The sequence below is a fragment of the Demequina litoralis genome, assembly GCF_030418455.1.
In the GTDB taxonomy this organism is placed as follows: Bacteria; Actinomycetota; Actinomycetes; order Actinomycetales; family Demequinaceae; genus Demequina; species Demequina litoralis.
This window is the reverse complement of record NZ_JAUHPW010000004.1, coordinates 226,244-249,308: the sequence shown is the minus strand read 5'-3', so window position 1 is coordinate 249,308 and position 23,065 is coordinate 226,244. Positions and strand designations below refer to the sequence as shown.

At 72.8% G+C, this 23,065-nt stretch carries 24 protein-coding genes and 1 tRNA gene; 10 read left to right on the top strand and 15 right to left on the bottom strand.

Annotated elements, in window-relative coordinates; all coding sequences use genetic code 11:
- Positions 1 to 34: 34 nt before the first annotated feature.
- Positions 35 to 1,402 (bottom strand): RNA 5'-3' helicase PhoH2, encoded by a 1,368-nt coding sequence (gene phoH2 / locus QQX09_RS07100; RefSeq protein WP_436969052.1) that lies wholly within the window; start codon positions 1,400 to 1,402, stop codon positions 35 to 37.
- A 365-nt stretch (positions 1,403 to 1,767) separates the two neighbouring features.
- Positions 1,768 to 2,532 (bottom strand): isoprenyl transferase, encoded by a 765-nt coding sequence (locus tag QQX09_RS07095; protein ID WP_301132822.1) that lies wholly within the window; start codon positions 2,530 to 2,532, stop codon positions 1,768 to 1,770.
- Positions 2,533 to 2,619: 87 nt separating this feature from the next.
- On the opposite strand from QQX09_RS07095, the gene trhA reads away from it, so the two are divergent.
- A complete protein-coding gene (trhA, locus tag QQX09_RS07090; protein ID WP_301132815.1) occupies positions 2,620 to 3,276 on the top strand; it encodes a PAQR family membrane homeostasis protein TrhA in 657 nt (218 codons plus the stop codon).
- On the opposite strand, the gene QQX09_RS07085 is transcribed toward trhA, so the two are convergent.
- On the bottom strand, positions 3,211 to 3,462 hold the full coding sequence (locus QQX09_RS07085) for a hypothetical protein (protein ID WP_301132813.1): 252 nt from the start codon (positions 3,460 to 3,462) through the stop codon (positions 3,211 to 3,213). The two genes, trhA and QQX09_RS07085, sit on opposite strands and share 66 nt — an antisense overlap.
- Positions 3,463 to 3,496: 34 nt before the next feature.
- On the opposite strand from QQX09_RS07085, the gene QQX09_RS07080 reads away from it, so the two are divergent.
- Complete coding sequence (locus QQX09_RS07080; protein ID WP_301132811.1) at positions 3,497 to 3,895, top strand: DUF4307 domain-containing protein; 399 nt, start codon at positions 3,497 to 3,499, stop codon at positions 3,893 to 3,895.
- An 85-nt stretch (positions 3,896 to 3,980) separates the two neighbouring features.
- The gene (gene greA, locus QQX09_RS07075) at positions 3,981 to 4,463 is read left to right on the top strand and encodes a transcription elongation factor GreA (protein ID WP_301132809.1); all 483 of its coding nucleotides are present in this window, start codon (positions 3,981 to 3,983) and stop codon (positions 4,461 to 4,463) included.
- Here the strand turns inward: greA and QQX09_RS07070 are convergent.
- Genes QQX09_RS07070 through QQX09_RS07060 form a run of 3 tightly spaced genes read right to left on the bottom strand, consistent with a single transcriptional unit; the run spans position 4,460 to position 8,369 of the window.
- On the bottom strand, positions 4,460 to 5,932 hold the full coding sequence (locus tag QQX09_RS07070; protein WP_301132808.1) for a polysaccharide deacetylase family protein: 1,473 nt from the start codon (positions 5,930 to 5,932) through the stop codon (positions 4,460 to 4,462). The two genes, greA and QQX09_RS07070, sit on opposite strands and share 4 nt — an antisense overlap.
- 30 nt (positions 5,933 to 5,962) lie before the next feature.
- A complete protein-coding gene (rlmC, locus tag QQX09_RS07065; protein WP_301132807.1) occupies positions 5,963 to 7,120 on the bottom strand; it encodes a 23S rRNA (uracil(747)-C(5))-methyltransferase RlmC in 1,158 nt (385 codons plus the stop codon).
- Between the two features lie 10 nt (positions 7,121 to 7,130).
- Positions 7,131 to 8,369: an AI-2E family transporter gene (locus QQX09_RS07060; protein ID WP_301132806.1), complete on the bottom strand. Its 1,239-nt coding sequence runs from the start codon at positions 8,367 to 8,369 to the stop codon at positions 7,131 to 7,133.
- Between the two features lie 124 nt (positions 8,370 to 8,493).
- Between QQX09_RS07060 and msrA the strand changes: the two genes are divergently transcribed.
- Complete coding sequence (gene msrA, locus QQX09_RS07055) at positions 8,494 to 9,138, top strand: peptide-methionine (S)-S-oxide reductase MsrA (RefSeq protein WP_301132805.1); 645 nt, start codon at positions 8,494 to 8,496, stop codon at positions 9,136 to 9,138.
- A gap of 62 nt (positions 9,139 to 9,200) precedes the next feature.
- On the opposite strand, the gene QQX09_RS07050 is transcribed toward msrA, so the two are convergent.
- Positions 9,201 to 10,037 carry a Bax inhibitor-1/YccA family protein gene (locus QQX09_RS07050; RefSeq protein WP_301132804.1) on the bottom strand — a complete coding sequence of 279 codons (837 nt, stop codon included), beginning with the start codon at positions 10,035 to 10,037 and terminating at the stop codon, positions 9,201 to 9,203.
- 236 nt (positions 10,038 to 10,273) lie between these two features.
- Between QQX09_RS07050 and QQX09_RS07045 the strand changes: the two genes are divergently transcribed.
- The 6 genes from QQX09_RS07045 to QQX09_RS07020 all read left to right on the top strand — a co-directional run bounded on the left by QQX09_RS07045 (position 10,274) and on the right by QQX09_RS07020 (position 17,072).
- The gene (locus QQX09_RS07045) at positions 10,274 to 11,035 is read left to right on the top strand and encodes a DeoR/GlpR family DNA-binding transcription regulator (RefSeq protein ID WP_301132803.1); all 762 of its coding nucleotides are present in this window, start codon (positions 10,274 to 10,276) and stop codon (positions 11,033 to 11,035) included.
- Positions 11,032 to 11,982, top strand: coding sequence for a 1-phosphofructokinase (pfkB, locus tag QQX09_RS07040; protein ID WP_301132802.1), 951 nt, complete (start codon positions 11,032 to 11,034; stop codon positions 11,980 to 11,982). Before QQX09_RS07045 ends, pfkB begins: the two co-directional genes overlap by 4 nt.
- Before the next feature lie 19 nt (positions 11,983 to 12,001).
- Positions 12,002 to 14,065, top strand: a complete 2,064-nt coding sequence (locus tag QQX09_RS07035) for a PTS fructose transporter subunit IIABC (protein ID WP_301132801.1) — start codon at positions 12,002 to 12,004, stop codon at positions 14,063 to 14,065.
- 31 nt (positions 14,066 to 14,096) lie between these two features.
- On the top strand, positions 14,097 to 14,372 hold the full coding sequence (locus tag QQX09_RS07030; RefSeq protein ID WP_301132800.1) for an HPr family phosphocarrier protein: 276 nt from the start codon (positions 14,097 to 14,099) through the stop codon (positions 14,370 to 14,372).
- 1 nt (position 14,373) lies between these two features.
- Positions 14,374 to 16,053 (top strand): phosphoenolpyruvate--protein phosphotransferase, encoded by a 1,680-nt coding sequence (gene ptsP, locus QQX09_RS07025; protein ID WP_301132799.1) that lies wholly within the window; start codon positions 14,374 to 14,376, stop codon positions 16,051 to 16,053.
- Positions 16,054 to 16,214: 161 nt separating this feature from the next.
- The gene (locus QQX09_RS07020; RefSeq protein WP_301132798.1) at positions 16,215 to 17,072 is read left to right on the top strand and encodes a methylenetetrahydrofolate reductase; all 858 of its coding nucleotides are present in this window, start codon (positions 16,215 to 16,217) and stop codon (positions 17,070 to 17,072) included.
- Between the two features lie 188 nt (positions 17,073 to 17,260).
- Here QQX09_RS07020 and QQX09_RS07015 read toward each other — a convergent pair whose 3' ends face one another.
- The 8 genes from QQX09_RS07015 to QQX09_RS06980 form a co-directional block, all read right to left on the bottom strand.
- The gene (locus QQX09_RS07015; RefSeq protein ID WP_301132797.1) at positions 17,261 to 17,800 is read right to left on the bottom strand and encodes a YaeQ family protein; all 540 of its coding nucleotides are present in this window, start codon (positions 17,798 to 17,800) and stop codon (positions 17,261 to 17,263) included.
- A gap of 24 nt (positions 17,801 to 17,824) precedes the next feature.
- Positions 17,825 to 17,898: transfer RNA gene (locus tag QQX09_RS07010), tRNA-Leu, on the bottom strand.
- A 19-nt stretch (positions 17,899 to 17,917) separates the two neighbouring features.
- The gene (locus QQX09_RS07005) at positions 17,918 to 18,871 is read right to left on the bottom strand and encodes a Ppx/GppA phosphatase family protein (protein WP_301132796.1); all 954 of its coding nucleotides are present in this window, start codon (positions 18,869 to 18,871) and stop codon (positions 17,918 to 17,920) included.
- Between the two features lie 13 nt (positions 18,872 to 18,884).
- A complete protein-coding gene (locus tag QQX09_RS07000; RefSeq protein WP_301132795.1) occupies positions 18,885 to 19,391 on the bottom strand; it encodes a DUF501 domain-containing protein in 507 nt (168 codons plus the stop codon).
- A gap of 9 nt (positions 19,392 to 19,400) precedes the next feature.
- Positions 19,401 to 20,309, bottom strand: coding sequence for an FtsB family cell division protein (locus QQX09_RS06995; RefSeq protein WP_301132794.1), 909 nt, complete (start codon positions 20,307 to 20,309; stop codon positions 19,401 to 19,403).
- A gap of 133 nt (positions 20,310 to 20,442) precedes the next feature.
- Positions 20,443 to 21,723, bottom strand: coding sequence for a phosphopyruvate hydratase (eno, locus tag QQX09_RS06990; protein ID WP_301132793.1), 1,281 nt, complete (start codon positions 21,721 to 21,723; stop codon positions 20,443 to 20,445).
- 77 nt (positions 21,724 to 21,800) lie between these two features.
- Complete coding sequence (locus QQX09_RS06985) at positions 21,801 to 22,445, bottom strand: nucleoside triphosphate pyrophosphohydrolase (RefSeq protein ID WP_301132792.1); 645 nt, start codon at positions 22,443 to 22,445, stop codon at positions 21,801 to 21,803.
- Positions 22,442 to 23,065 (bottom strand): hypothetical protein, encoded by a 624-nt coding sequence (locus QQX09_RS06980; protein ID WP_301132790.1) that lies wholly within the window; start codon positions 23,063 to 23,065, stop codon positions 22,442 to 22,444. Before QQX09_RS06980 ends, QQX09_RS06985 begins: the two co-directional genes overlap by 4 nt.

Genomic DNA, 23,065 nt, shown 5'->3' with positions numbered 1-23,065 from the left:
GGCCGGGCATCGTCGCATCCGAGGCCGAGCGCGGCTAGAGGTCGAGCCTCTCCAGCATGTCGGTGACCAGCGCCGCCACCGCCGAGCGCTCGGAGCGCTCGAGCGTCACGTGCGCGAACAGCGGGTGGCCCTTGAGCGCCTCGATGACCGCCGCGATGCCGTCATGACGGCCCACGCGGAGGTTGTCGCGCTGCGCCACGTCGTGCGTGAGGACCACGCGCGACTGCTGGCCGATGCGCGACAGCATCGTGAGGAGCACGTTGCGCTCGAGCGACTGCGCCTCGTCGACGATCACGAACGCGTCGTGGAGCGAGCGGCCGCGGATGTGCGTGAGCGGCAGCACCTCGAGCATGCCGCGCGCCATCACCTCCTCGAGCACCTCGCTCGAGACCATCGCGCCGAGCGTGTCGAAGACCGCCTGCGCCCAGGGGTTCATCTTCTCGGCGGCGTCTCCCGGCAGGTAGCCCAGGTCCTGGCCTCCCACCGCGTAGAGCGGCCGGAAGACCATGATCTTCTTGTGCAGCCGGCGCTCCATCACCGCCTCGAGGCCCGCGCACAGGGCGAGGGCGCTCTTGCCGGTGCCGGCCCGCCCGCCCATCGACACGATGCCGACGGACTCGTCGAGCAGCAGGTCGATCGCGATGCGTTGCTCGGCCGAGCGGCCGTGGACCCCGAACACCTCCTGGTCGCCGCGGACCAGCCGCACCGCGCCGTCCTCCGTCACCCGGCCGAGCGCGCTGCCGCGGCCCGCGTGGATGACGAGGCCGGTGTGCACCGGCAGCGCGCTGAGGTCCTCGCCGCACAGCGCCGGGTCCGGGGTGGGCAGCGACTCGTGCTCCCACAGGCCCGCCATCTGCTCGTCGGAGATCTGGATCTCGCGCATGCCGGTCCAGCCGGACTCGACCGCGAGCTCCGCGCGGTACTCCTCCGCCTCGATGCCCAGCGCCGAGGCCTTGACGCGCATCGGCAGGTCCTTCGACACGACCGTGACGTCGTGGCCCTCCGCCGCGAGGTTCGCGGCCACGGCCAGGATGCGCGTGTCGTTGTCGCCCAGACGGAAGCCCGACGGCAGCACCTCCGTGTCCGTGTGGTTGAGCTCGACGCGCAGCGTGCCGCCGCTGGAGTTGACGTCGACCGGCTCGTCAAGCTTGCCGTTGCTGACACGCAGCTCGTCGAGCATGCGCAGCGCCGAGCGCGCGAAGTAGCCGAGCTCCGGGTGGTGCCGTTTCGCCTCGAGCTCCGTGATGACGACCACGGGCAGGACCACCGCGTGCTCCGCGAACCGCTTCAACGCACGCGGATCGGACAGGAGCACCGACGTGTCCAGCACGAACGTGCGGACCGCCGTCTGCGCGACGGCGTCGGTCTCGGTGGCGGGGACGGTGCTAGGCGAGGTGGTCAACAGGGCTCCCAGCGTTCAGGCCGCAGGGCGCCAATCGCCCTGTCGGCGATTGTCTACGTTCGCATCCCGGCGATGCGACGTCGTTGCGTTACCACGAGGCCGACGCTACGCCGATATCCACCCGCGCTGGGAGACACGCCGCGAAGAGTTCACACAGATGTAACTTGCAACCCGCGCTCGGGCGTGTCCGATTCGTCAGGGGGCGGCAGGTCTGCCTGCGGGGACGATGCGCCCACCCCCGAGCGCCCCTCCACGCGCGCGAGGCGCTCCTCCAGACGCGGCTCGGCGTGTCGCGCGCGACACGCCGATGGGGCACCCCGGCGAACCGGACCGCGCACGGGCCCGCGTGGAGAGATCCCCGGGGGTCAGCGCCCGAGCCGGCGCTCGCGCTGGGAGAAGTCGCGCAGCGCGCGCAGGAAGTCGATGCGCCGGAAGTCCGGCCAGTAGGCCTCGCAGAAGTAGAACTCCGAGTGCGCGCTCTGCCACAGCAGGAAGCCTCCGAGACGCTGCTCGCCCGACGTGCGGATGACGAGGTCCGGGTCCGGCTGGCCCTTGGTGTAGAGGTGGTCCGCGATGTGCTCGACCGAGAAGTCCTCGGCGACCTCCTCGAGCGAGTGCCCGGCGTCCACGCCGGCGCGCAGGAAGCTGCGCACGGCCTCGGCGATCTCGTGCCGGCCCCCGTACCCGACCGCGACGTTGACGTGCAGCCCGGGCGCGTCCATCGTGCGCTCGACCGCGGCGGAGATCCGCCCCGCCGTCTCCGGCGGCAGCAGGGAGGCGTCGCCCACGTGGCGGAGGCGCCACCGGCCGTCGTCTGCGAGGTGCTCGACCGCGGTGGCGATGATCTCGAGCAGCGGCGCGAGCTCCTGCGGGTCGCGCTGGAGGTTGTCGGTCGACAGCATCCACAGCGTCACGACCTCGACGCCGGCGTCCTGCGACCACTCGAGCACCTCGGTGATCTTGTCGGCGCCGCGCTGGTGCCCGTGGGACGCGGACGCGCCGGTCTGCCTGGCCCAGCGACGGTTGCCGTCGAGGATCACGCCGATGTGCCGCGGCGGCTTCCCCGTCCGCTTGAGGGTGCGCGCCAGCCGCTTCTCGTACGTGCCGTACAGCAGCGAGCTGAGACCCATCGACGTCCGTTCCTGATCGTGCCCGGCCTGCGCGCGGGCGGTGCGTCAACCGTACTCCCGGCGCATAACCTACGGTATCGTAGGTTCATGGCAGAGAACCTCCCCGTGCCTGGTAAGCCGCTCCTGCGCGGCTGGCTCCACCTGGGCGCCGCCCCGCTCGCGCTGGTCGCCGGGCTCATCCTCACGGCCATCGCCCCCACGCTCGCAGGGCGCGTCTCGTTCGCGATCTTCACGCTCACCGCGGTGATGCTGTTCGGGACCTCGGCGGTCTACCACCGCGGCGACTGGTCCGACACGACCCGGGGCGTGCTGCGCCGCATGGACCACGCCAACATCTTCCTCATCATCGCGGGCACGTACACGCCGCTCACGGTGCTGCTGCTCGAGCCGCCCACCAGCGTGTGGGTGCTCGCCGTCGTGTGGGGCGGGGCGCTCCTGGGCCTGCTGTTCCGCGTGATCTGGCTGGGCGCGCCGCGATGGATGTACGTGCCCATCTACGTCGCGCTCGGGTGGGTCGCGATCGGCTTCATCGGCCCGTTCTACGAGGCGGGCGGCGCGGCCGTCGTCACCCTCGTGATCGTGGGCGGCCTCTGCTACACGGTGGGCGCGATCATCTACGGCACCAAGTGGCCCCGCGGATCCCAGAAGTACTTCGGGTTCCACGAGATCTTCCACGCGCTAACGATCGCCGGGTTCACCTGTCACTTCATCGCCGCCTCCATCGCGGCCTTCGCCGTCGCCTGACCCCGTATCGTCCGGGGACGATGCGGCGGCGTCCTGCTCGCGCTCGGCCGCCTCGCGCGCGGCCTGCGCCCGCACCTTGCGCAGGTGCTTGCTGAGCGACAGGAACAGGAGCACGCCGGCGACGACGAGCCCGAAGGTGACGACGAAGGCAAGGAAGCCCGGGCCGCCGGTGAAGTCTGAAGCCATGTCCACCTCTCTGACCGGACTATCCTGCCTCATCATGAGCACCCCCGAGTCCGAGCAGGACGAGCACTCGTCCGGAGCGCTGCCCCGCCTGAGCCCCCGCCAGTGGATCCTGGTCGCCGTCGGGCTCGCCGCGCTCATCGGCGCGGTGGCCTGGTACGCGCTCGTCGCCGCGCACGAGCCGGTCCGCTGGAAGGACGTGGGCTTCTCCGTCGCCTCCCCGACCGAGGTGACGGTGACGTACGACGTCTACCTCTACGACGAGACCGACGTGCACTGCGCCGTGCGCGCGCTCAACCCGCGCTTCACCGAGGTCGGGGTCGCGACGCAGCGGGTGACGTACGCCGACGGCGCGCAGCAGCGCCTCACCGCCACGATCACCACCACCGAGGAGGCGACGACCGCGCAGGTGCAGTACTGCGTGCCGGTCGGCTGACGGTGTGACGCCGTCCACGGGACTTGGGCCCGTCGCAGGGCCCTTGGTATCGTGGCTCACCTTGTCACACGAGGAGGCAACGAACGTGACCGAGACCACCGGGACCTGGCTCACCCAGGAGGCGTACGACCGTCTCCAGGCGGAGTACGACGAGCTCGTCAACGTCAAGCGCGCCGAGATCGTCAAGGAGATCGACGAGCGCCGCCAGGAGGGCGACCTCAAGGAGAACGGCGGCTACCACGCGGCCCGCGACGAGCAGGCCAAGATGGAGGCCCGCATCGAGGAGCTCCGCCACAAGCTCGCCAACGCGCACGTGGGCGAGGTCGAGTTCTCCGGCACCATCGACGCCGGCACGGTCGTGACCGCCGAGGTCATGGGCCGCGAGATGAAGTTCCTCGTGGGCTCCCGCGAGATCGCCGAGGGCACCGACCTCGACGTGTTCAGCGCGCAGTCGCCCCTCGGCGCCGCGCTCCTCGGTCGCACGGCCGGCGACGAGACCTCGTACGTCGCGCCCAACGGCAAGGAGATCACCGTCAAGGTGCTCCACGCGGAGCCCTTCGGCGGCTAGTCCCCGTTGAAGTAGCGCCCGCCGGGCTCCAGGTCGTCGATGAGGTCCGGCACGGTCACCAGCGTGTAGCCCGCCGCGATGAGGTCGTCGATGATCGCCGCGTAGGCGGCCCGCGTGGTCTCGTGGATGTCGTGGGACAGGATGATCGCGTTGCGGTGCGCCGCGGCGACCACCCGCTCGTGGACGATCCCCGCGTCCTTGTCCTTCCAATCCTCGGGATCCACGTCCCAGAGGATCTGCGACAGGCCGAGCTCGGCCGCCACGGCGGCCACGGCGTCGTCCGTCGCACCGTACGGCGGTCGCACCAGCGCGGGCGCCACGCCCGCCGCGGCCTCGATCGCGTTCGAGGTGGACTCGAGCTCCTCGCGGATACCGTCCGCGTCGAGGCGGGTGAGCTGCGGGTGGTCCCACGAGTGGTTGCCGAGCGCATGCCCCTCGTCGGCCATGCGCTGCACGAGCGCGGGGTTGGCCGCGACGTTCTGCCCGACCATGAAGAACGTCGCCTTCACGCCGCGGTCCGCGAGGAGGTCGAGCAGGTCGGCGGTGCCCGCGACGGGGCCGTCGTCGAACGTGAGCGCGATGCACTGCTCGACCGAGCAGTCCGTGTCGTCGCCGAGCGTCTGGGTCTGGCGGGACGATGCGCCGGTCGGGGCGGTCACCGGGGCCGTCGCGGTCGGCGTCGGCGAGGGCGGCGGCTGCACGTCGGGGTCCGACGGCTCGAGCGCGGCCGTCCGTGCGGCCTCGCCGAAGTCCGAGAGCAGGCCCTCGGCCTCGACCTCGATGCCGACCGGGGTCACCGAGGAGGCCACCTGCGCGCGGTCGAACTCGACCCACAGGTTGCCGTCGGGGGTGAAGGCGACGGAGTCGAAGGCCTCGAGCTCGCCGTCCATCTGGTCGTAGAGCCTCTGGTTGTCGACGCGCGGGTCCTCCTCCCCCGCGGCGATGATGCGGTCGAGCAGCTCGGCGATCGCCTCGGGCTCCACGAGGTCCGCGACGGGGCGAGCCTCGCGCGTCGCGAGGTCCAGCCACACCGTCCGGGAGCTGCCGTCGAAGGTGTCCCCGCCGACCTCGGCGCTGACGAGCCGGACCCCCAGCACGTCGGGCGAGGACCCCACGAGGCTCCACGACACCGTGAGCTCGGGCTTCACGTCGGCGTCGTCGGGGACCTCGTACTGCTGGAAGGCCTCGATCCTGAGCTGGATGGCGTCCCGCAGCGCCTGGGTGAGGTCCGCGCCGTTCGGGAAGGTAGGCACGGCCACGTAGGTGTAGCTGCCGACCTCGAGGCTCTCCGCGACCTGCACGTCGATGCCGGCGACGATGCTCGGGTCCACGGTGACGAGCTCGGGGGCGACGAACGCCTCCCCGGTCGCCTCCGCCGAGGCGGACGGCGAGGGCGACGGCGACTCGCCGGTGCCCGAGCACGCGGTGGCGACGAGCAGCAGGGCGGCGAGCGGGGCGACAACGCGCATGGGGGCCTCCGTAGCAGGGGTGACCCTAGGCTAGCGGCGCTCGAGCAGCACGACCGCCTCGTAGTGGGCCGTGTGCGGGAACATGTCGAGCAGCCGGCCGCGCACCGGCGCGAGCGACGGCATCGCGGCGAGGTCGCGCGCGAGCGTCACGGCGTTGCAGCTCGAGTAGACGACGGTCCGCACGCCGGAGGCCTCGAGCCAGCCGGCGAGCTCCGCGCCGATCCCCCGCCGCGGCGGGTTGACGATGACGAGGTCGGGCACGAGCTCCTGCTCGCTCGCCCACATCGTCGCGTCCGCGGCGACGAACAGCGCCTCGTCGGCGCCGGGCCGGCCCTCCCGCGCGAGCTCCTCGGCACTCGTGCGGGCGCTCTCGACGGCCTGCTCGCTCGACTCCACGCCGACGACGGCGCGACCCGGCGCGATGCAGTGCAGCGCGAAGCCGCCCACGCCGCAGTAGAGGTCCCAGACCGTGGCGGGCGCCGCATCGTCCACCCAGCCGGCCACCTGCGCGTACAGCCCGCGCGCGATCGCGGTGTTGGTCTGGAAGAAGCTCTGCGGGCGCAGGTGCAGCACCACGTCGCCCATCTCCATCGCGAGCGAGCCGCGCTCGGTCAGCACGATCTCGCGCTCGCCCTCGAGCACGGCCTTGTGCTCGGGGAGCACGTTGACCGTGAGGACCGCGAGGCCCGGCAGCTCCTCCAGCAGCCATGGCAGATGCTTGCGGATGCGCGCGAGCGCCTCGGTCGAGCGCATCACGAGGCGCGCCATGAGCTCGCCATTCGGGGCGAGCGTCACGATGACGTGCTTGAGCTCGCCGCGGCGCGCGGGCACGTCGTACGGCTCGAGACGGGCGACGTGCACGAAGCGGGCGAGCACGGGGAACGATGCGGCGAGCGGCTCGGGGTAGAGCGGGCAGTCGCGCAGGTCGACGCCGCGGCCCCGGGCGTCGAGGATGCCGATCGTCGGCTCGTCCATCGTGCCGCCGACGACCATCTTCGCCTTGGTGCGGAAGCCCTGCTCGGCGCTCAGCAGCGCGGGCTGCCAGTCGATGCCGTCGGCGCGGCCGCCGATCGCGTCGCGGATCAGCCCCTCGAGCCCGGCCTGCTTGCGCTCGACCTGGGTCGCGTGCGGCACCGGGATGAGGGTGCACGACCGGCACGTGTCCGAGTCGTAGTAGGCGCACTGCACGCCAAGGAGTCTAGGCCGAGGGGTGATCGTCGGTGTGGTCGTCGTCGTGCGGGCGGCGGCGGATGCGGATCTCGCCCGTCTTCGCCATGAGCGTCTTGATCGCCTCACGTGGATGCTCGGTGAGGATCTGTCCCGTGTCCGGCGGTTCCTCCGCGCTCATCTGGCTGTGAAGCGAGCGCGCGAAGGCGTAGAAGAAGGACACGATCGGCACCGCGATGACGGCGCCCACGAGGCCCAGGAGCAGCGTGCCGGTGGCGACCGAGAGCAGGATCACCAGCGGGTGCAGCGACGCGGCCTTGCCGAACAACCACGGGTAGAGGACGTTGCCCTCGATCTGCTGCACCGCGAGCACGATCGCGAGCATGATGAGCGCCTTGGTGGCGCCGCCGTCGACCAGCGCGACCGCCACCGCGATCGCGCCCGAGATGGTCGCGCCGAACAGCGGGATGAAGGACAGCAGGAACACGAAGATGGCGATCGGCAGCGCGAGCGGCAGGCCGAGGATCCACGCGCCCAGGCCGATGCCGACCGCGTCGATGAACGCGACGAAGACGCTCGTCTCCGTGTAGCGCCGCAGCGTGAGCCACGCGCTCATGCCCGCCCGGTCCATGCGCTCGCCGCGGCGCGTGGGCTGGAGGTTGACGAACCACAGCCACAGCTTGCGGCCGTCCTTCATGAAGAAGAACAGCGAGAACAGCGCGACGATCGAGCCGGCGAACAGCGAGCCGATGGTGCCGGTCACGGAGAACGCACCCGTGGCGACGCCCCACGCGTTGTCCTGCACGGTCTGGGTGACGTTGTTCAGGCCGTCGTCGATCTGCTCGCGCGACAGGTGGATGGGACCGTCGACGAGCCAGTCGAGGAACTGGTTGAAGCCCTTGACCGCGGCCTGCTGGAGATCGTCGAAGCCGGCGACGATCGAGGACCCCGCGGCGACCGCGAGCCCCAGCACCACGGTGACGAGCGCGAGGATCGCGAGCGCGGCGCCCGCGGTGCGCGGCACACCCCACTTCTCGAGCCTCCCCACCAGCTGCTCGAGCGGCGCGGCGATGAGCAGGGCGATGATGATCGGCAGCACCACCGAGGCGAGCGTGGTGAAGCCCGTGAAGAACACGTAGATGACGATGCCGACCACGATGAGGCGCCACGACCACGCCGCGGAGACCCGCAGCCAGACGGGCACGTTCTCCGTGACGACGTCCGTGGGGGCGTCGTTCTCGGGGGTGCCGTCAGGCGCCGAAGGAGGCATGACGCGAGCCTAGCGCGCGCATCGTCCGGTCCCGGGAGGCGGGGGCGCGGACTACCATGGCGGGTCGCCCGGGTCGGAACAGAACCGGGGCGGGGCACGTTTGCCAACGGGGAAGGGAGCGCTCATGCTCGGACTCGACAAGACCACGATGATCACGCCCGACGAGGCCCTCACGGGACGCGAGGCGGAGATGCAGATCGCCGACCGCCACGTGGTGCTCGGCACACCCCTCAAGGGCCCGTGGCCCGAGGGCCACGAGGTGCTGTACGTGGCGATGGGCTGCTTCTGGGGTGCCGAGCGCATCTTCTGGCAGACGCCGGGGGTGTACTCGACCGCCGTCGGCTACATGGGGGGCTGGACGCGCAACCCCAACTATCAGGAGACGTGCACGTCCCTCACTGGCCACACCGAGACCGTCCAGGTGGTCTTCGACCCGTCGCAGGTGACGGTCGAGGAGCTGCTCGCGGCATTCTGGGAGAACCACGACCCGACCACGCCCAACCGCCAGGGCGGCGACATCGGCACGCAGTACCGCAGCGCGATCTTCGCGACGACCGACGCCCAGCTCGAGGCCGCGCAGGCCTCGCTCGAGCGCTACCAGGCCCGGCTGAAGGAGCAGGGCTTCGGCGCGATCACGACGCAGGTCGCGCGCGCGGCGGAGGCCGGCGACGGCACGTTCTACTACGCCGAGGACTACCACCAGGGCTACCTCCACAAGAACCCTGACGGGTACTGCAACCACGGCTTCTGCCAGGTCAGCTACGCGTAGCGGTCGCTCCCGGACATGACGAAGGCCCGACCCCGGCAGGGGTCGGGCCTTCGTGCCGTCCGCTAGTCGCGGCTCGAGGCGAAGATCGCGATGATCCGCAGGAACTCGATGTAGAGCCACACGAGGGTGACGATGAGGCCGAAGGCCGCCGTCCACTCGAGGGCCTTGGGCTGGCCGCTCTTGACGCCGTTCTCGATGAAGTCGAAGTCGCCGATGAGCGAGATGCACGCGAGCAGGATCGCGATCGCGCCGATGGCGAGGCCCAGCGGGAACGTGAAGCCGCCGATCGAGATCTCGTTGCTGTAGAGGCCGAAGCCCTGCGCGTTGTCGCTGAAGATCAGGTAGCCGATGTTGACCAGGCCGAAGACCAGGTACGACACCGCGCCGACCATGAAGATCTTGCGCAGCTTGCTCGTGTAGCGGACCTTGCCGGAGCGGAAGAGCGCGAGGCACACGAGGAACGTGATCGCGGTCGCGACGAGGGCCTGGAGGCCGGCGCCGGGGACGTCGAAGCTCTGCTCGATGCCGACCGTGATCGCGCCGAGGAAGAAGCCCTCGGCGATGCCGTAGAGGCCCACGACGACGGGGTTGGCGCCCTTGCGCTGGAAGGTCGCGACCATCGCGAGGACGAAGGCCACGAGGCCCGCGCCGAGCGCCATCATGTACGCGATCGCGGACTGGCCGGCGACGACGTAGCCGACCGCGCCGGTGGAGATGGTGATGAGGCCGAGGATCGTGGTCTTGCTGATGACGCCCGAGTAGGACATCCGCTCCTCGACCACGTAGCCCGGGGTGCCGGCCGGCGCCTGGTACTGGCGCTCGAGGTCGGCTGCCGTCGGCTGCGCGAGCAGGGGGTCGGCCTTGAACTCCTTGGCGTTGCTGAACACCGGACTTGCCACTTTTCCTCCTTGGTGGGCGACCGCTCCAGTCTAGACGGGGCCCAGGCGGTCCCGACCAGAGGGGTCGTCTCCCCAACGTCCCAGGCTTGTCCCGTGTTGCACGGCCTCTCGCCCGCACCGGACCTCGGCGTGGCGGGACGATGCGTCCGCCCGCTTGTGTCCGTTTCTGTTGCTTTGTTTTTGGTTCTGTGTTTTGATGTGGGAATCCGGGTTCCGGATCCAGACAAGGGAGTCACATGTACGCGACGGAGCGACAGCAGCGCATCCTGGCGGAGGCGCGCGCCGCGGGCCGTGTCGAGGTCGCCTCGCTCGCCGAGACCCTCGCCGTCACCCCCGAGACCATCCGCCGCGACCTCACCGCCCTCGAGCAGCGCGGCTCCCTGCGCCGCGTGCACGGCGGCGCGATCCCCGTCGAGCGGCTCGAGGCCGAGCCGACCCTCGCCTCGCGCTCCGCGACCCGCATGGACGTCAAGCGCCGCATCGCCTCCCGCGTGCTCGAGGAGATCCCCGCCGGCGGCACGGTGCTGCTCGACGCGGGCTCCACCACGCAGGCGCTCGTCGACCTCCTTCCCGTCGACATCGACCTCACCGTCATCACCAACTCGATCCCGGCCGCCGCCTCGCTCGCAGGCCGCCCGGGCATCACGCTCTACGTGCTGGGCGGACGGGTCCGCGGCGTCACCGCCGCGGCCGTCGGCGAGTGGGCGGCGGCGGCCCTCGCCGGTGTCGTCGTCGACGTCGCCGTGATCGGCACCAACGGCATCTCCGCCTCCCGCGGCCTCACCACGCCGGACCAGGCGGAGGCCGAGGCCAAGCGCGCGATGGTCACCGCCGCGCGCCGCGTCGTGGTCGCCACGGACTCCTCGAAGGCCGGCGACGACCACCTCCACCGCTTCGCCGACCTCGAGGAGGTCGACCTGGTGGTGACCGACATCGACCTCGCGGACGACGTGGCCGAGGAGCTGCGCGCCGCCGGACCCGAGGTGGTGACCGCATGATCGTCACGCTGACACCCAACCCGAGCGTCGACCGCGCCATCACGATCGACGCGCTGCTCCGCGGCGAGGTGCACCGCGCCTCCGACGTGCGCGTCGACGCGGGCGGCAAGGGCGTCAACGTCGCCCGCGCCGTCACGGCGCAGGGCGGCGACGCGCTCGCCGTGCTGCCGGTGGGCGGACCCGAGGGGCGCCTGCTCGAGGACCTGCTCGACGCGGCGGGCGTGCCACGCCGCTCGGTGCCGATCGCGGGCGCCGCCCGCATGAACATCTCGGTGCTCGAGCCCGACGGCACCACCACCAAGCTCAACGAGCCCGGCCCCACGCTCGACGCCGCCGAGGTCGAGGCGCTCCTCGAGGCGACGGCCGCGAGCGCGGCGGACGCCTCCTGGATCGTCGGCTGCGGCAGCCTTCCGCCCGGCGCCCCCGAGGACCTCTACGCGCAGCTCGTGGCGCGCGCCCGCGCCGCCGGCGCGCGCGTCGCGATCGACAGCTCCGGTGCCCCCCTCGCCGCCGCGGTCGCGGCCTCCCCCGACCTCATCAAGCCCAACCACGAGGAGCTCGCCGAGCTCGTGGGCCACGACCTTCCCACCCTGGGCGACGTGCGCGCCGCCGCGACCGAGCTGGTCGCGGGCGGCATCGCCACGGTCGCCGTGAGCCTCGGCGGCGACGGAGCCCTGCTCGTCACCGCCGACGAGGCGCTGCACGCGCGCGCCACCATCACCGCCGCCGTCTCCACCGTCGGGGCCGGCGACTGCATGCTCGCGGGCCTGCTCCACGGCCTGTCCCGCTCCGCCCCCGCCTCCGACGCCCTCGCCGAGGGCGTCGCCTGGGGCGCCGCGGCCGTCACCCTCCCCGGCAGCCGCGTCCCCTCCCCCGCGGATCTCCACGGCATCCCCGTGGACCTCTCGCACAACCCGCCCGCCGCCCTGGCACTGGGTCAGCGCTGACCCCGAAAGGAACACCCCCATGTCACTGATCAACGAGCAGCAGGTCGTGCTCGCGCTCGGCGCGACCGACCGCCACGACGCCACGCGGGCGTTGGCGGAGACCCTGGTCGCGACCGGACGCTGCACGGACCTCGAGGTGTTCCTCGGCGACGTGCGCAAGCGCGAGGAGACGATGGCCACGGGCCTGCCGGGCGGTATCGCCATCCCGCACGCCCGCAGCGCCGGTATCTCCGAGCCGACCCTCGCCTTCGGCCGCAGCGCCGACGGCATCGACTGGGGCGCGAAGGACGGCCCCGCCGACATCGTGTTCCTCATCGCGGCCCCCGAGGGCGCCTCCGAGGCGCACATGAAGGTCCTTCCCAAGCTCGCCAAGGCGCTGATGAAGAAGGAGTTCACCGGCGCGCTGCGGGCCGCCACCACCGAGGCCGAGGTCGTCGCGATCGTCGAGGCCGAGGTCGGCGACATCGCCGTCGCCCCGGCACCCGAGCCCGCCCCCGCCGCCGCGGCCGCACCCGCCGCGGAGCCGGAGGCCGCGCCCGAGGCGCCCGCCGCATCGTCCGGCCTCACGCTCGTGGGCGTGACCTCCTGCCCCACCGGCATCGCGCACACCTACATGGCCGCCGAGGCCCTCGAGCGGGCTGCCAAGGAGGCCGGCCACACGATGGTCGTGGAGACCCAGGGCTCGGCCGGCGCCACCCCGCTGTCCGCGGCGCAGATCGCGGCGGCCGACGCGGTGATCTTCGCCCACGACGTCGAGGTGCGGAACGCCGAGCGCTTCGCCGGCAAGCCCATCGTCGACGTCGGCGTGAAGAAGGCGATCTCCGACGGCCCGGCGCTCATCAGCCAGGCCGCCGCGAAGGCGTCCGAGTGGCGCACGAACCCGGAGGCGGCCGTCGCCGCCGCCCCCGCCGCCGCATCGTCCGGCCTCGCCACCAAGGTGGACAAGAAGGCGGGCATCGGCACGCAGATCCGCCAGTGGCTGATGACGGGCGTGAGCTACATGATCCCGTTCGTCGCGGCGGGCGGCATCCTCATCGCGCTGTCCTTCATGCTCGCGCAGATCGCGCTGGGCGAGAACGGCGCGATCGAGATCGTGAACTACAACCTGACGTCGGACGACACGTACAACATCGCCCAGCACTTCGACTGGCTGTCGCTCACCAGCTGGGCGGCGCTGCTGTTCGTCATCGGCGGCGCGGCCTTCGGGTTCCTGGTCCCGATCCTGTCGGGCTTCATCGCGTTCGCGATCGCCGACCGTCCCGGCCTGGTCCCCGGCATCGTGGGCGGCTCGATCGCCGCGACCATGGGCGCGGGCTTCCTCGGCGGCATCGTCACCGGAATCCTCGGCGGTCTCACCGCGAGGTGGATCGCCAGTTGGAAGGTCCACAAGGGCGTCCGCGGCGTCATGCCGGTCGTGGTGATCCCGCTGCTGTCGAGCCTCATCACGCTGGGCCTGTTCATCACGCTGCTCGGCGCACCGATCAAGGCGCTGTCGGACGGCCTCAACGACTGGCTCACCAGCCTCCAGGGCGGATCCGCCTTCGTGCTCGGCCTCGTGCTCGGCGCGATGATGGGCTTCGACCTGGGCGGCCCGGTCAACAAGGTCGCGTACTTCTTCGGCACCGCGGGCCTCGCCGCCGCGGGCACCGCGACGGACGCCCCCGCCCTCACCATCATGGCCGCGGTCATGGCGGCCGGCATGGTCGCCCCGCTTGCGATGGCCCTCGCCACCACCCTCCGCCCGAAGCTCTTCTCGGAGCCCGAGCGCGAGAACGGCAAGGCGGCCTGGCTGCTGGGAGCGTCGTTCATCTCGGAGGGCGCGATCCCGTTCGCGGCCGCCGATCCGGTGCGCGTCATCGCGTCCTCGGTCGCCGGCTCGGCCCTCACCGGCGGCCTCGTCATGGTCTTCGGCGTCACGCTCCGCGCCCCGCACGGCGGCATCTGGGTGCTCCCCCTCATGGGCGGCTTCCTGTGGTTCCTCGTGGCCCTCGCGGCCGGCGTCGCGCTGATGACGAGCATCGTGCTCGTGCTGAAGTCCCGCGACAAGAAGCTCGAGACCGTCGACGCGGTCGCCACCGTCTGACCCGCTACCTCGTCACCTAAGGAGAACCGAAATGGCACAGCGCACCGTCACCATCGCATCGTCCGTGGGCCTGCACGCCCGCCCCGCCGCCCTCTTCGTCGAGGCGGCCGAGGGCACCGGGCTGGACGTCGAGATCGGCCGTGCCGGCGAGGACGCGGTGGACGCCACCAGCATCCTCGGCGTCATGGCCCTGGGCGCCAAGCACGGCGAGGAGGTGGTCCTCACCGCCGACGGCGACGGCGCGGACGCCGCCCTCGAGTCCCTGGTCGCGCTCCTCTCCCGCGACCTGGACGCCGAGGAGGGCTGACATGTCCGGCGACACCCGTCACGGCGTCGGCGTCAGCCCGGGCACGGCGGTCGGGCCGGTGGTGCAGGTCGCACCGCCGGTCCGGCCCCCGGCCGACGAGCCGGCCCCGGCGGACGCGGGCGCGGCCACCGACCTGGTGCTCGAGGCGCTCGCGGCGGTCGCCGCCGACCTCGACGCCCGGGCCGAGGGGGCCGACGCCCACGCCCAGCCCATCATCAAGGCCACCGCGATGATCGCCCGCGACAAGGGCCTCGCGAAGGCGGCCGGCAAGCAGGTCGGCTCCGGCAAGGGCCCGGCGACCGCGATCGCCGCGGCGGTCGACGAGTACGCGGCGCAGTTCGAGGCGCTCGGCGGGTACTTCGCCGAGCGCGTGACGGACCTGCGCGACGTGGGCGACCGCGCCGTCGCGCACGTGCTGGGCGTGCCCGCGCCGGGTGTGCCCACCCTCGAGGCGCCGTCCGTCGTCGTCGCCCACGACCTCGCGCCCGCGCAGACCGCCGCGCTCGACCGCAACCACGTGGCCGCGATCGTCACCGCTGCCGGCGGCCGCACCTCGCACACCGCGATCCTCGCCGCGCAGATGGGCATCCCCGCGGTGGTCCAGCTGCACGGCGCCACCGAGATCCCCGAGGGCACGTCCGTCGCGGTCGACGGCGACGCCGGCGAGGTCACCATCGACCCCGACATGGCGCTCATCGAGGCGCAGCGCGAGCGCCGCGAGCGCCGCGCCGCCGCGCTCGCACGGGTCTCCGGGCCGGGCGCCACGCGCGACGGGCACCCGATCGCCCTGCTCGCCAACATCGGCGGGGTGGACGATGCGGTGGCCGCGGGCGCGCAGGACGTCGAGGGCGTCGGGCTGTTCCGCACCGAGTTCCTCTACCTGTCGGCGTCCTCGCTGCCGTCGGTCGACGAGCAGACGGCGATCTACGCGGCCGTGCTCAAGCCGTTCGGCGACCGCCGCGTGGTGGTCCGCACGCTCGACGCGGGCGCGGACAAGCCGCTCGCGTTCGCGGACCTGGGCGAGGAGGAGAACCCCGCCCTGGGTCGCCGCGGGCTGCGCCTGTGCCAGGCGATGCCGGAGCTCATCGACTCGCAGCTGTCCGCCCTCGCGATGGCGGCGAAGGAGACCGGGGCCGACGTCCGCGTGATGGCCCCCATGGTCGCCACCGCGGAGGAGGCCGCGTGGTTCGCGTCCCGCGTGAAGGCTGCGGGGCTGCCGAAGTCGGGTGTGATGATCGAGGTGCCGGCGGCGGCGCTGCGGTCGCGGCACGTGCTCGCGGAGGTCGACTTCGGCTCGCTCGGCACCAACGACCTCGCGCAGTACACGATGGCCGCCGACCGCATGGAGGGCGAGCTCTCCGACCTGCTCGACCCGTGGCAGCCGGCCGTCCTCGACGTGGTCGCGGCGGCGTGCGCGGGCGGCGCGGAGCACGGCAAGCCGGTCGGCGTCTGCGGCGAGTCCGCGGGCGACCCGCTCCTCGCGCTCGTGCTGGCGGGGCTCGGCGTGTCGAGCCTGTCGATGGCACCCAAGAAGGTCTCCGCCGTGCGCCTCGCGCTGTCGCTGCACACGCTCGACGAATGCCAGGCCCTGGCGGAGGTCGCACGCGCGGCACGCACCGCCGCCGACGCGCGCGAGGCCGTGCGCGCCGCCGCGAGCGAGGAGCTCACCGCGATCCTCTGACCCGCCGACCACCCCGACCCTCCGCCCCGGCGCGACCTCCCCGCCGGGGCGGAGCCGCATCGTCCCTCCGGCACCAGGACCGACCGTCCCTGGCACCGCGTGCACGACGCCCGTACAATGGCGGTGCTTCTCTGCTTCAACGGACCGAAGGAGGCCCGTCGTTGCACCGGACCCCCATGCTTCTCGAGGACCTGTCCGTCGAGATCACCGCGCGCGACACGCCGGCGCTCGTCGCCCTCGCGGCCGACCTGCCCGCGGGCACGCGCGTGAGCGTCACGCACCTCGGCACCGAGGGCGCCGCCGAGCGCCGCGAGGCCGCCGCCGCGGCCGCGCGCGCCGCGCTCGTGCCGGTCCCCCACCTCGCGGCCCGCCGCTTCTCGTCCGAGTCGGACCTGCGCGCGACCCTCGAGGGGCTGCGCGCGCACGAGGCGCACGAGCGGCTCTTCGTCGTGGGCGGCGACCCGCGCACGCCCGCCGGACCGTACGCCTCGGCGCTCGACCTCATCCGGTCCGGCGTCCTCGCGGAGGCCGGCGTCGCCGAGGTGGGCATCGCGGGCTACCCCGAGGGCCACCCCGCGATCGCGGACGACGTGCTGTGGGCGGAGCTCGGTGCCAAGGCCGCGGCCCTGGCCGAGCAGGGGCTCGCCGGGTCCATCACCACCCAGTTCTCGTTCGACGTCGACGCGGTCGTCGCGTGGATCGAGCGGGCCCGCGCGCTGGGCATCACGCTGCCGATCCGGGTCGGCATCCCCGGCCCCGCCGGCGTGCGCCGCCTGCTCGCCTTCGCGCGTCGCTGCGGCGTGGGCACGAGCGCCGGCATCGCGCGCAAGTACGGCTTCTCGCTCACGTCGCTCGTGGGGACCGCGGGCCCCGACCGCTTCGTCGCGGAGCTCGGGTCCCGCCTCGACGAGCGCCACGGCGAGGTGCGCCTCCACGTGTACACGTTCGGCACGCTGGACGCGGCGGTCGCGTGGGCCCGCGAGGCGCGCGCCGCGGCGGTGCCGGCCGAGCGGCCCTAGTCTCCGCTCAGGCCTGCGGGGCGGCGGCCGCCCTGGCGGTCGGGCCGCTTCCCCACCGTCGCGTTGGTACCAATCGGGACGAACCGACGCGACTTCGTCCCGATTGGTACCACTACGACGGACGTGGCGGCGGCGGAGCAGGCGGCGGCGGCGGAGCTGGCGGAATCGGCGAGCCGCCGGCCGGCGGCTCAGCCCAGCGCCCGCGTGTGGACCGCGGAGTCGAGCGACGTGCCGTTGAGCTCGAGATAGAGGTGCCCCTCGGTGACGGACACCGTCAGCGCGTTCCGCCGCGCGAGCAGCGCCGCCGCATCGTCCGCGAAGCCGGCGTCGAAGCTGCGCAGCACGATCTCCTCGCGCCGGTGGATGCGCTTGCCGTCCCAGCGCGCGAGCACCTTGGCCGGGTCGCGGTGGGTGTAGACGGCGGTACGGTCGGCGAGGCGGCTGCCGTGATGGAGGCGGTCGGCCTCGGGGGCGCCCACCTCGATCCACGCGGTGATGCGGCCCGTGAGGTCGCGCACGAGCACCGCAGGCTCGTCGGTCGTGGAGATGCCCTCGCCGAACGCGATCCCCTCCTCGTGCTCGAGGCAGTACGCGAGCACGCGGGTCATGAGGAACGCGTCCGTCTCGGAGGGGTGGCGCGCCGCGCGGAGGGAGAGGTCCTCGTAGACGCCGCGGTCGACGTCCGCGAGCGTGATCTCGAAGGTGTGGATCGTCGCGCCGGCAGCCATGGCGCACCAGCGTAGAGGGTTCAGTGCCCCCGGCGGGGTTCGAACCCGCACTGGGCCGGGTTTAAGCCGGCTGCCTCTGCCAGTTGGGCTACGGGGGCGGCGGGACGATGCGGCGGCTCAGCCCCGCTCGGCCGCCGAGAAGGCGATGCCGTCGAGGATGTCGTGCTCGCTCGTCACCACGTGCGGTAACGCGCCGCCGGCCTCGACCACCGCGGTGCGCACGCGCGTCATCACGGTGCGCCACACGAGCGCGCCCGCGCCGATCACATCGACGCGGCCCGGGTGCATGAAGCCCAAAGCCGACCGCTCGGTGCGCGAGGAGGCGAGCAGCTCGTCGCACGCCCGGATGGCGTCGTCGATCGGGATGACGGCACCGTTGATGGCGTCGCGGTCGTACTCGGGCAGGCCCAGCGCGTGCGCCGTCACCGTGGTGATGGTGCCCGCGAGCCCCACGAGGGTGCGGGTGCGCTCGACGGGCACGCCCGCGAAGGCCATGTCGATCGCGTCGTGCACGTCGGCCTCGGCGGCCGTGACCTGCTCCTCCGACGGCGGGTCGCCCGCGAGATGACGCTCGGTCATCCGCACGCAGCCGACGTCCATCGAGTGCGCCGCGTCCGGGCGCTCGGTGCCGAGCACCACCTCCGTGGAGCCGCCGCCCAGGTCCACCACGAGGAACGGCGCGTCGTGCGCCGCGTCCAGCGCGCCGGTCGCGCCGCGGAAGGACAGCGCGGCCTCCTCGGCGCCGGAGATCACCTCAGGCACCACGCCCAGGCGCGCCTCGATCCCGGTGAGGAACACGTCGCGGTTGCGGGCGTCACGGGTCGCGGAGGTCGCGACGAAGCGGATCGCCTCGACGCCGTGCTCGCGGCACTGCGCGGCGTACACGTCCGTCGCGGCGAAGGTGCGCTCGAGCGCCTCGGGGGCGAACTCCCCCGTCCGGTCCACGCCCTGACCCAGGCGCACCACGGTCATGGTGCGGACCACGTCGGTGAGGGACCCGGACTCGAGGTCGACGTCGGCGATGAGCAGGCGGATCGAGTTCGTCCCGCAGTCGATGGCGGCTACACGCATGGGCTCAGCGTAGTCAGACCTCGACCGCGCAGGTGCAGCGGTCGGGGCTGAACGAGTCCGCGATGAGCGCGAGCGCCTCGTCGCCGAGCGGGTTGACGCCCGGTCCGGCCGCCAGCGCGTGCCCCACGAGCACGTGGAGGCACTTGACGCGGTCGGGCATGCCGCCGGCGGAGATGCCGTGGATCTCGGGCACGTCGCCGAGCGCGTACCGCTCCTCGAGGTAGCGCTCGTGGGCGGCACGGTAGGCGGCGGCGAGCTCCTCGTCCTCGCCCAGGCGCGCCTGCATCTCCTTCATCACGCCGTTGGCCTCGAGCGTCGAGACCGCCGCGACGGCGTCGGGGTGCGTGAGGTAGTACTGCGTGGGGAACGGGGTGCCGTCGGGCAGGCGCGGCGCGGTGTGGACCACGGTCGGGTTGCCGCACACGCAGCGCGCGGCGATCGCGACGATGCCGCGGGGCGGGCGCCCCAGCTGGGCGGCGAGGACGGCGACGTCGCGCTCGGTGGCAGGGGTGTCGTTCACCCCGCGAGTCTAGTCGGCGGCGGTGGACGATGCGGCGGCCTTCGCCTTCCCGCCGCCCACCTTGGCCTCGCCCGCGGTCTCGACGGAGTCCCACAGGCGCGTGTACCAGGTGCCGGACTCGTCGATCTCGGCGGGGTCCTCGGCGGCCGGCGACCCCTCGGCCGCACCCTCGACCGTCTCCGGGTCGATGACGCGGTACGGCGTCTCACCCGGGAACACGTACGCGAGCCGCTCGCGCGCCTGCGCGACCACGAAGGCCGGGTCGTCCCAGCGCTTGACCTCGGCCGTGAGGTCGTCGACGGACTCCTGGGCGGCGACCGCCTCGGCGCGGAGCGAGGCGAGCTCCTCCTGCTGACGGAAGTACGCGCGCAGCGATGGCAGCACCACCGCGGCGGCCAGCACGACGACGCCCACGATGACGACGAGCCTCCACGACATCGCGCTCACCCACGAGCCGCGCGCCTTGGCCGGCTCGATGCGGTTGCGCTGCGGCGCTGTGCGCCCGCGGGCCGACGGTCCGCCGGGCCGGCTCGCGGCGCGGCCCTTGGGGATCCGCACCCCGCCGGTCGTGGGAGTGGCGCGGCGGCGCGGCCGGGGCGTGTGGGAGGACGATGCGGCGGCCGGCTTCGCGGTGGCGCGGGACGCCGCGGCACGGGCGCGCACGGTGCTGGCGCCCGCGGCGGCGGACGAGGCGGCCGCGGTCGCGCCCGAGCGGAGGCGGGTGAGCATCTGACGGCCGGCGCCGGGGGTCGCGACGGGGGGCGCCGACGTGGTCGGGCGTGCCGCGCCGGGGACGCTGGGGCGACGCTCGCCGGCCGGCCGCGACGCGGTCCGCGGTGCGGGCGCCGGGGCGGCTTCGCTCTCGGCCCAGGCGCGCGCGAAGGCGCCGGGCCTGCGAGGGCGCGTCGGGTCGGTCACCCCGTCATTGTCCAGGGCCGCGGGCGCAGTCCGGGACCAGCCGTCAGCGAGTCGCGCGATTCGGACCGCGCCGGGACGCGGAACGGGCGCGCCTCCCGAGGGAGACGCGCCCGTCCTGAGCCTGCGCTGCGGCTTACTTGAAGCTGCGCGGGAAGGCCGACTTGCCGGCGTACTTGGCGGCGTCGTCCAGCTCCTCCTCGATGCGGAGCAGCTGGTTGTACTTGTTGATGCGCTCGCCGCGGGCGGGCGCACCGGTCTTGATCTGGCCGGCGTTGTACGCGACGGACAGGTCGGCGATCGTGACGTCCTCGGTCTCGCCCGAGCGGTGCGACACCATCGCGGCGAAGCCGGCGCGCTGCGCCATCTCCACGGCGTCCGAGGTCTCGGACAGCGAGCCGATCTGGTTGAGCTTCACCAGGAGGGCGTTGGCCGCGGCCTCGTCGATGCCGCGCTTGAGGCGGACCGGGTTGGTGACGAACAGGTCGTCGCCGACGATCTGGGTCTTGTCGCCGACCTTCTCGACGAGGCCGGTCCACGAGGCCCACTCGTCCTCGGACAGCGGGTCCTCGATCGAGACGAGCGGGTAGTCGTTGACGAGGCCCTCGTAGAAGGCGATCATCTCGTCGGGCGTCTTCACGCCGCCCTCCCACTGGTAGCCGCCGTCCTTGAAGAACTCGGTGGCGGCGACGTCGAGCGCGAGCGCGACGTCCTCGCCCGGCTTGAAGCCGGCCTTCTCGATCGCGACGAGGATGAGGTCCAGGGCGTCGCGGTTCGAGGGCAGGTTGGGGGCGAAGCCGCCCTCGTCGCCCAGACCGGTGGCGAGGCCGCGCTCCTTGAGCACCGACTTCAGCGAGTGGTAGACCTCCGCACCGGTGCGGAGCGCCTCACGGAACGTGGGGGCGCCGACGGGGGCGATCATGAACTCCTGGATGTCCACGTTGGAGTCCGCGTGCGAACCGCCGTTGAGGATGTTCATCATCGGGACGGGCAGGACGTGCGCGTTCGGGCCGCCGACGTAGCGGAACAGCGCGATGTCGGCCGAGTCCGCCGCCGCCTTCGCGACCGCGAGCGAGACGCCGAGGATCGCGTTCGCGCCCAGCTTGCCCTTGTTGTCGGTGCCGTCCAGGTCGATCATGATCTGGTCGATGATGCGCTGCTCGGTGGCGTCGAGGCCCACGATCTCGGGCGCGATCTCGTCGATGACCGCGTCCACGGCCTGCTCGACACCCTTGCCCAGGTAACGGCCCTTGTCACCGTCGCGGCGCTCGACTGCCTCGAACGCGCCGGTCGATGCGCCCGACGGGACGGCTGCACGCGCGAACGTGCCGTCCTCCAGGGCGACCTCGACCTCGACGGTGGGGTTGCCGCGCGAGTCAAGGATCTCGCGGGCGCCGACGGCCTCAATGCTGGCCATGATGCTCCTTCGCTTGGATGGATGAACCTCTTGGGAGTCTAACGATGCGGGCAGGTACGCGCTGGGCGACGTTCGTCCTAGCCCGGTGAACCTTCGGTGTCCGAGCGTCCTGCCTGCTCCTGGGCCCGTGCGGCCTGCTCGAGGCGCCGGGTGGCGGCGCGCAGCTCCGTCTCGGCGTCGAGGCCCTCGGCGGCGGCGCGCCTCACGAGCGCGAGCAGCGCGTCGCCCACGCCGTCGCCGCCCGCGGGCGCGTCCAGGCCGGCGCGCTCGGCACGGCCCAGGACCTTCTGCGCGCGGGCGAGGGCGCCGAGCGAGGCGGGGATCCCGTCCATGACGGACTCGCGTCCCGAGGTCTCCGCCTTGATGCGGTCCCAGCGGCGCAGGTGCTCGTCCATGGTGCCCGCCTCCTCGTCGCCGAAGACGTGCGGGTGGCGGGCGATCAGCTTGTCGGCGCACGCGTCGGCGACGTCGTCGAACCCGAAGGGCTCGGTCGGGTGCTCCTGAGCGACGCGGGCGTGGAACACCACCTGGAGGAGGACGTCGCCGAGCTCCTCGCGCAGGTGCGCGCGCGAGCCGGACTCGATGGCCTCGACGAGCTCGTGGGCCTCCTCGAGGGCGTACGGCGCGAGCGACTCGTGGGTCTGCTCGGCGTCCCACTCGCAGCCGCCGGGAGAGCGGAGGCGATCCATCACCTCCACGAGACGGGCGATGCCGTCCGTCATTCGCCGCCTTCGGTGACGGCCCAGTCACCCGAGGCGCCCTCGAAGGCCGAGACGTCGATGAACGCGGTGAACGAGTAGTTGCCCAGCCCGGCCACCTCGGCGGCGCCGACGGCGGCCTGGGCCGAGTCGACGAGCGCGTCCCCTGACAGCTCGCCCAGGCGCGGGGACACCGCCAGGTCCTCCGGGAGCGCGTCGACCGCGTCGCGCAGGACCGCGCCGGTGGTGTCGATGTAGGTCATGACGTAGAGCGCGAGCACGTTCTGGGTGGACTCGATCACCTCGTCGCTCGGCTCGGGGTTCTCGACGCCGGCGAACTCGAGCCAGGCCGTGGCGAAGGTGCGGGCGACGCCCTCGTTGATGGGCGCATCGTTCTCCGCGGCCACCTCGGCCAGGTCGGGGCCCAGCAGCGTCGCGGTCGCGAGCGCCTGACGGTTCGGCATGATCGCGCCGTCGCTGTCGGCCTCCCATGCCGCGGCGACGGCGTCGAGGTCGGCGATGGTGACCGTCTGGTCCTCGGTCGCGAGCGCGACGCCCGGCGCGGCGGGCTGGCCGGGGACGGCGCAGCCGGCGAGGAGAAGGGACGATGCGGCGAGGACGGCGAGGCGTCGGCGGAACGTCAT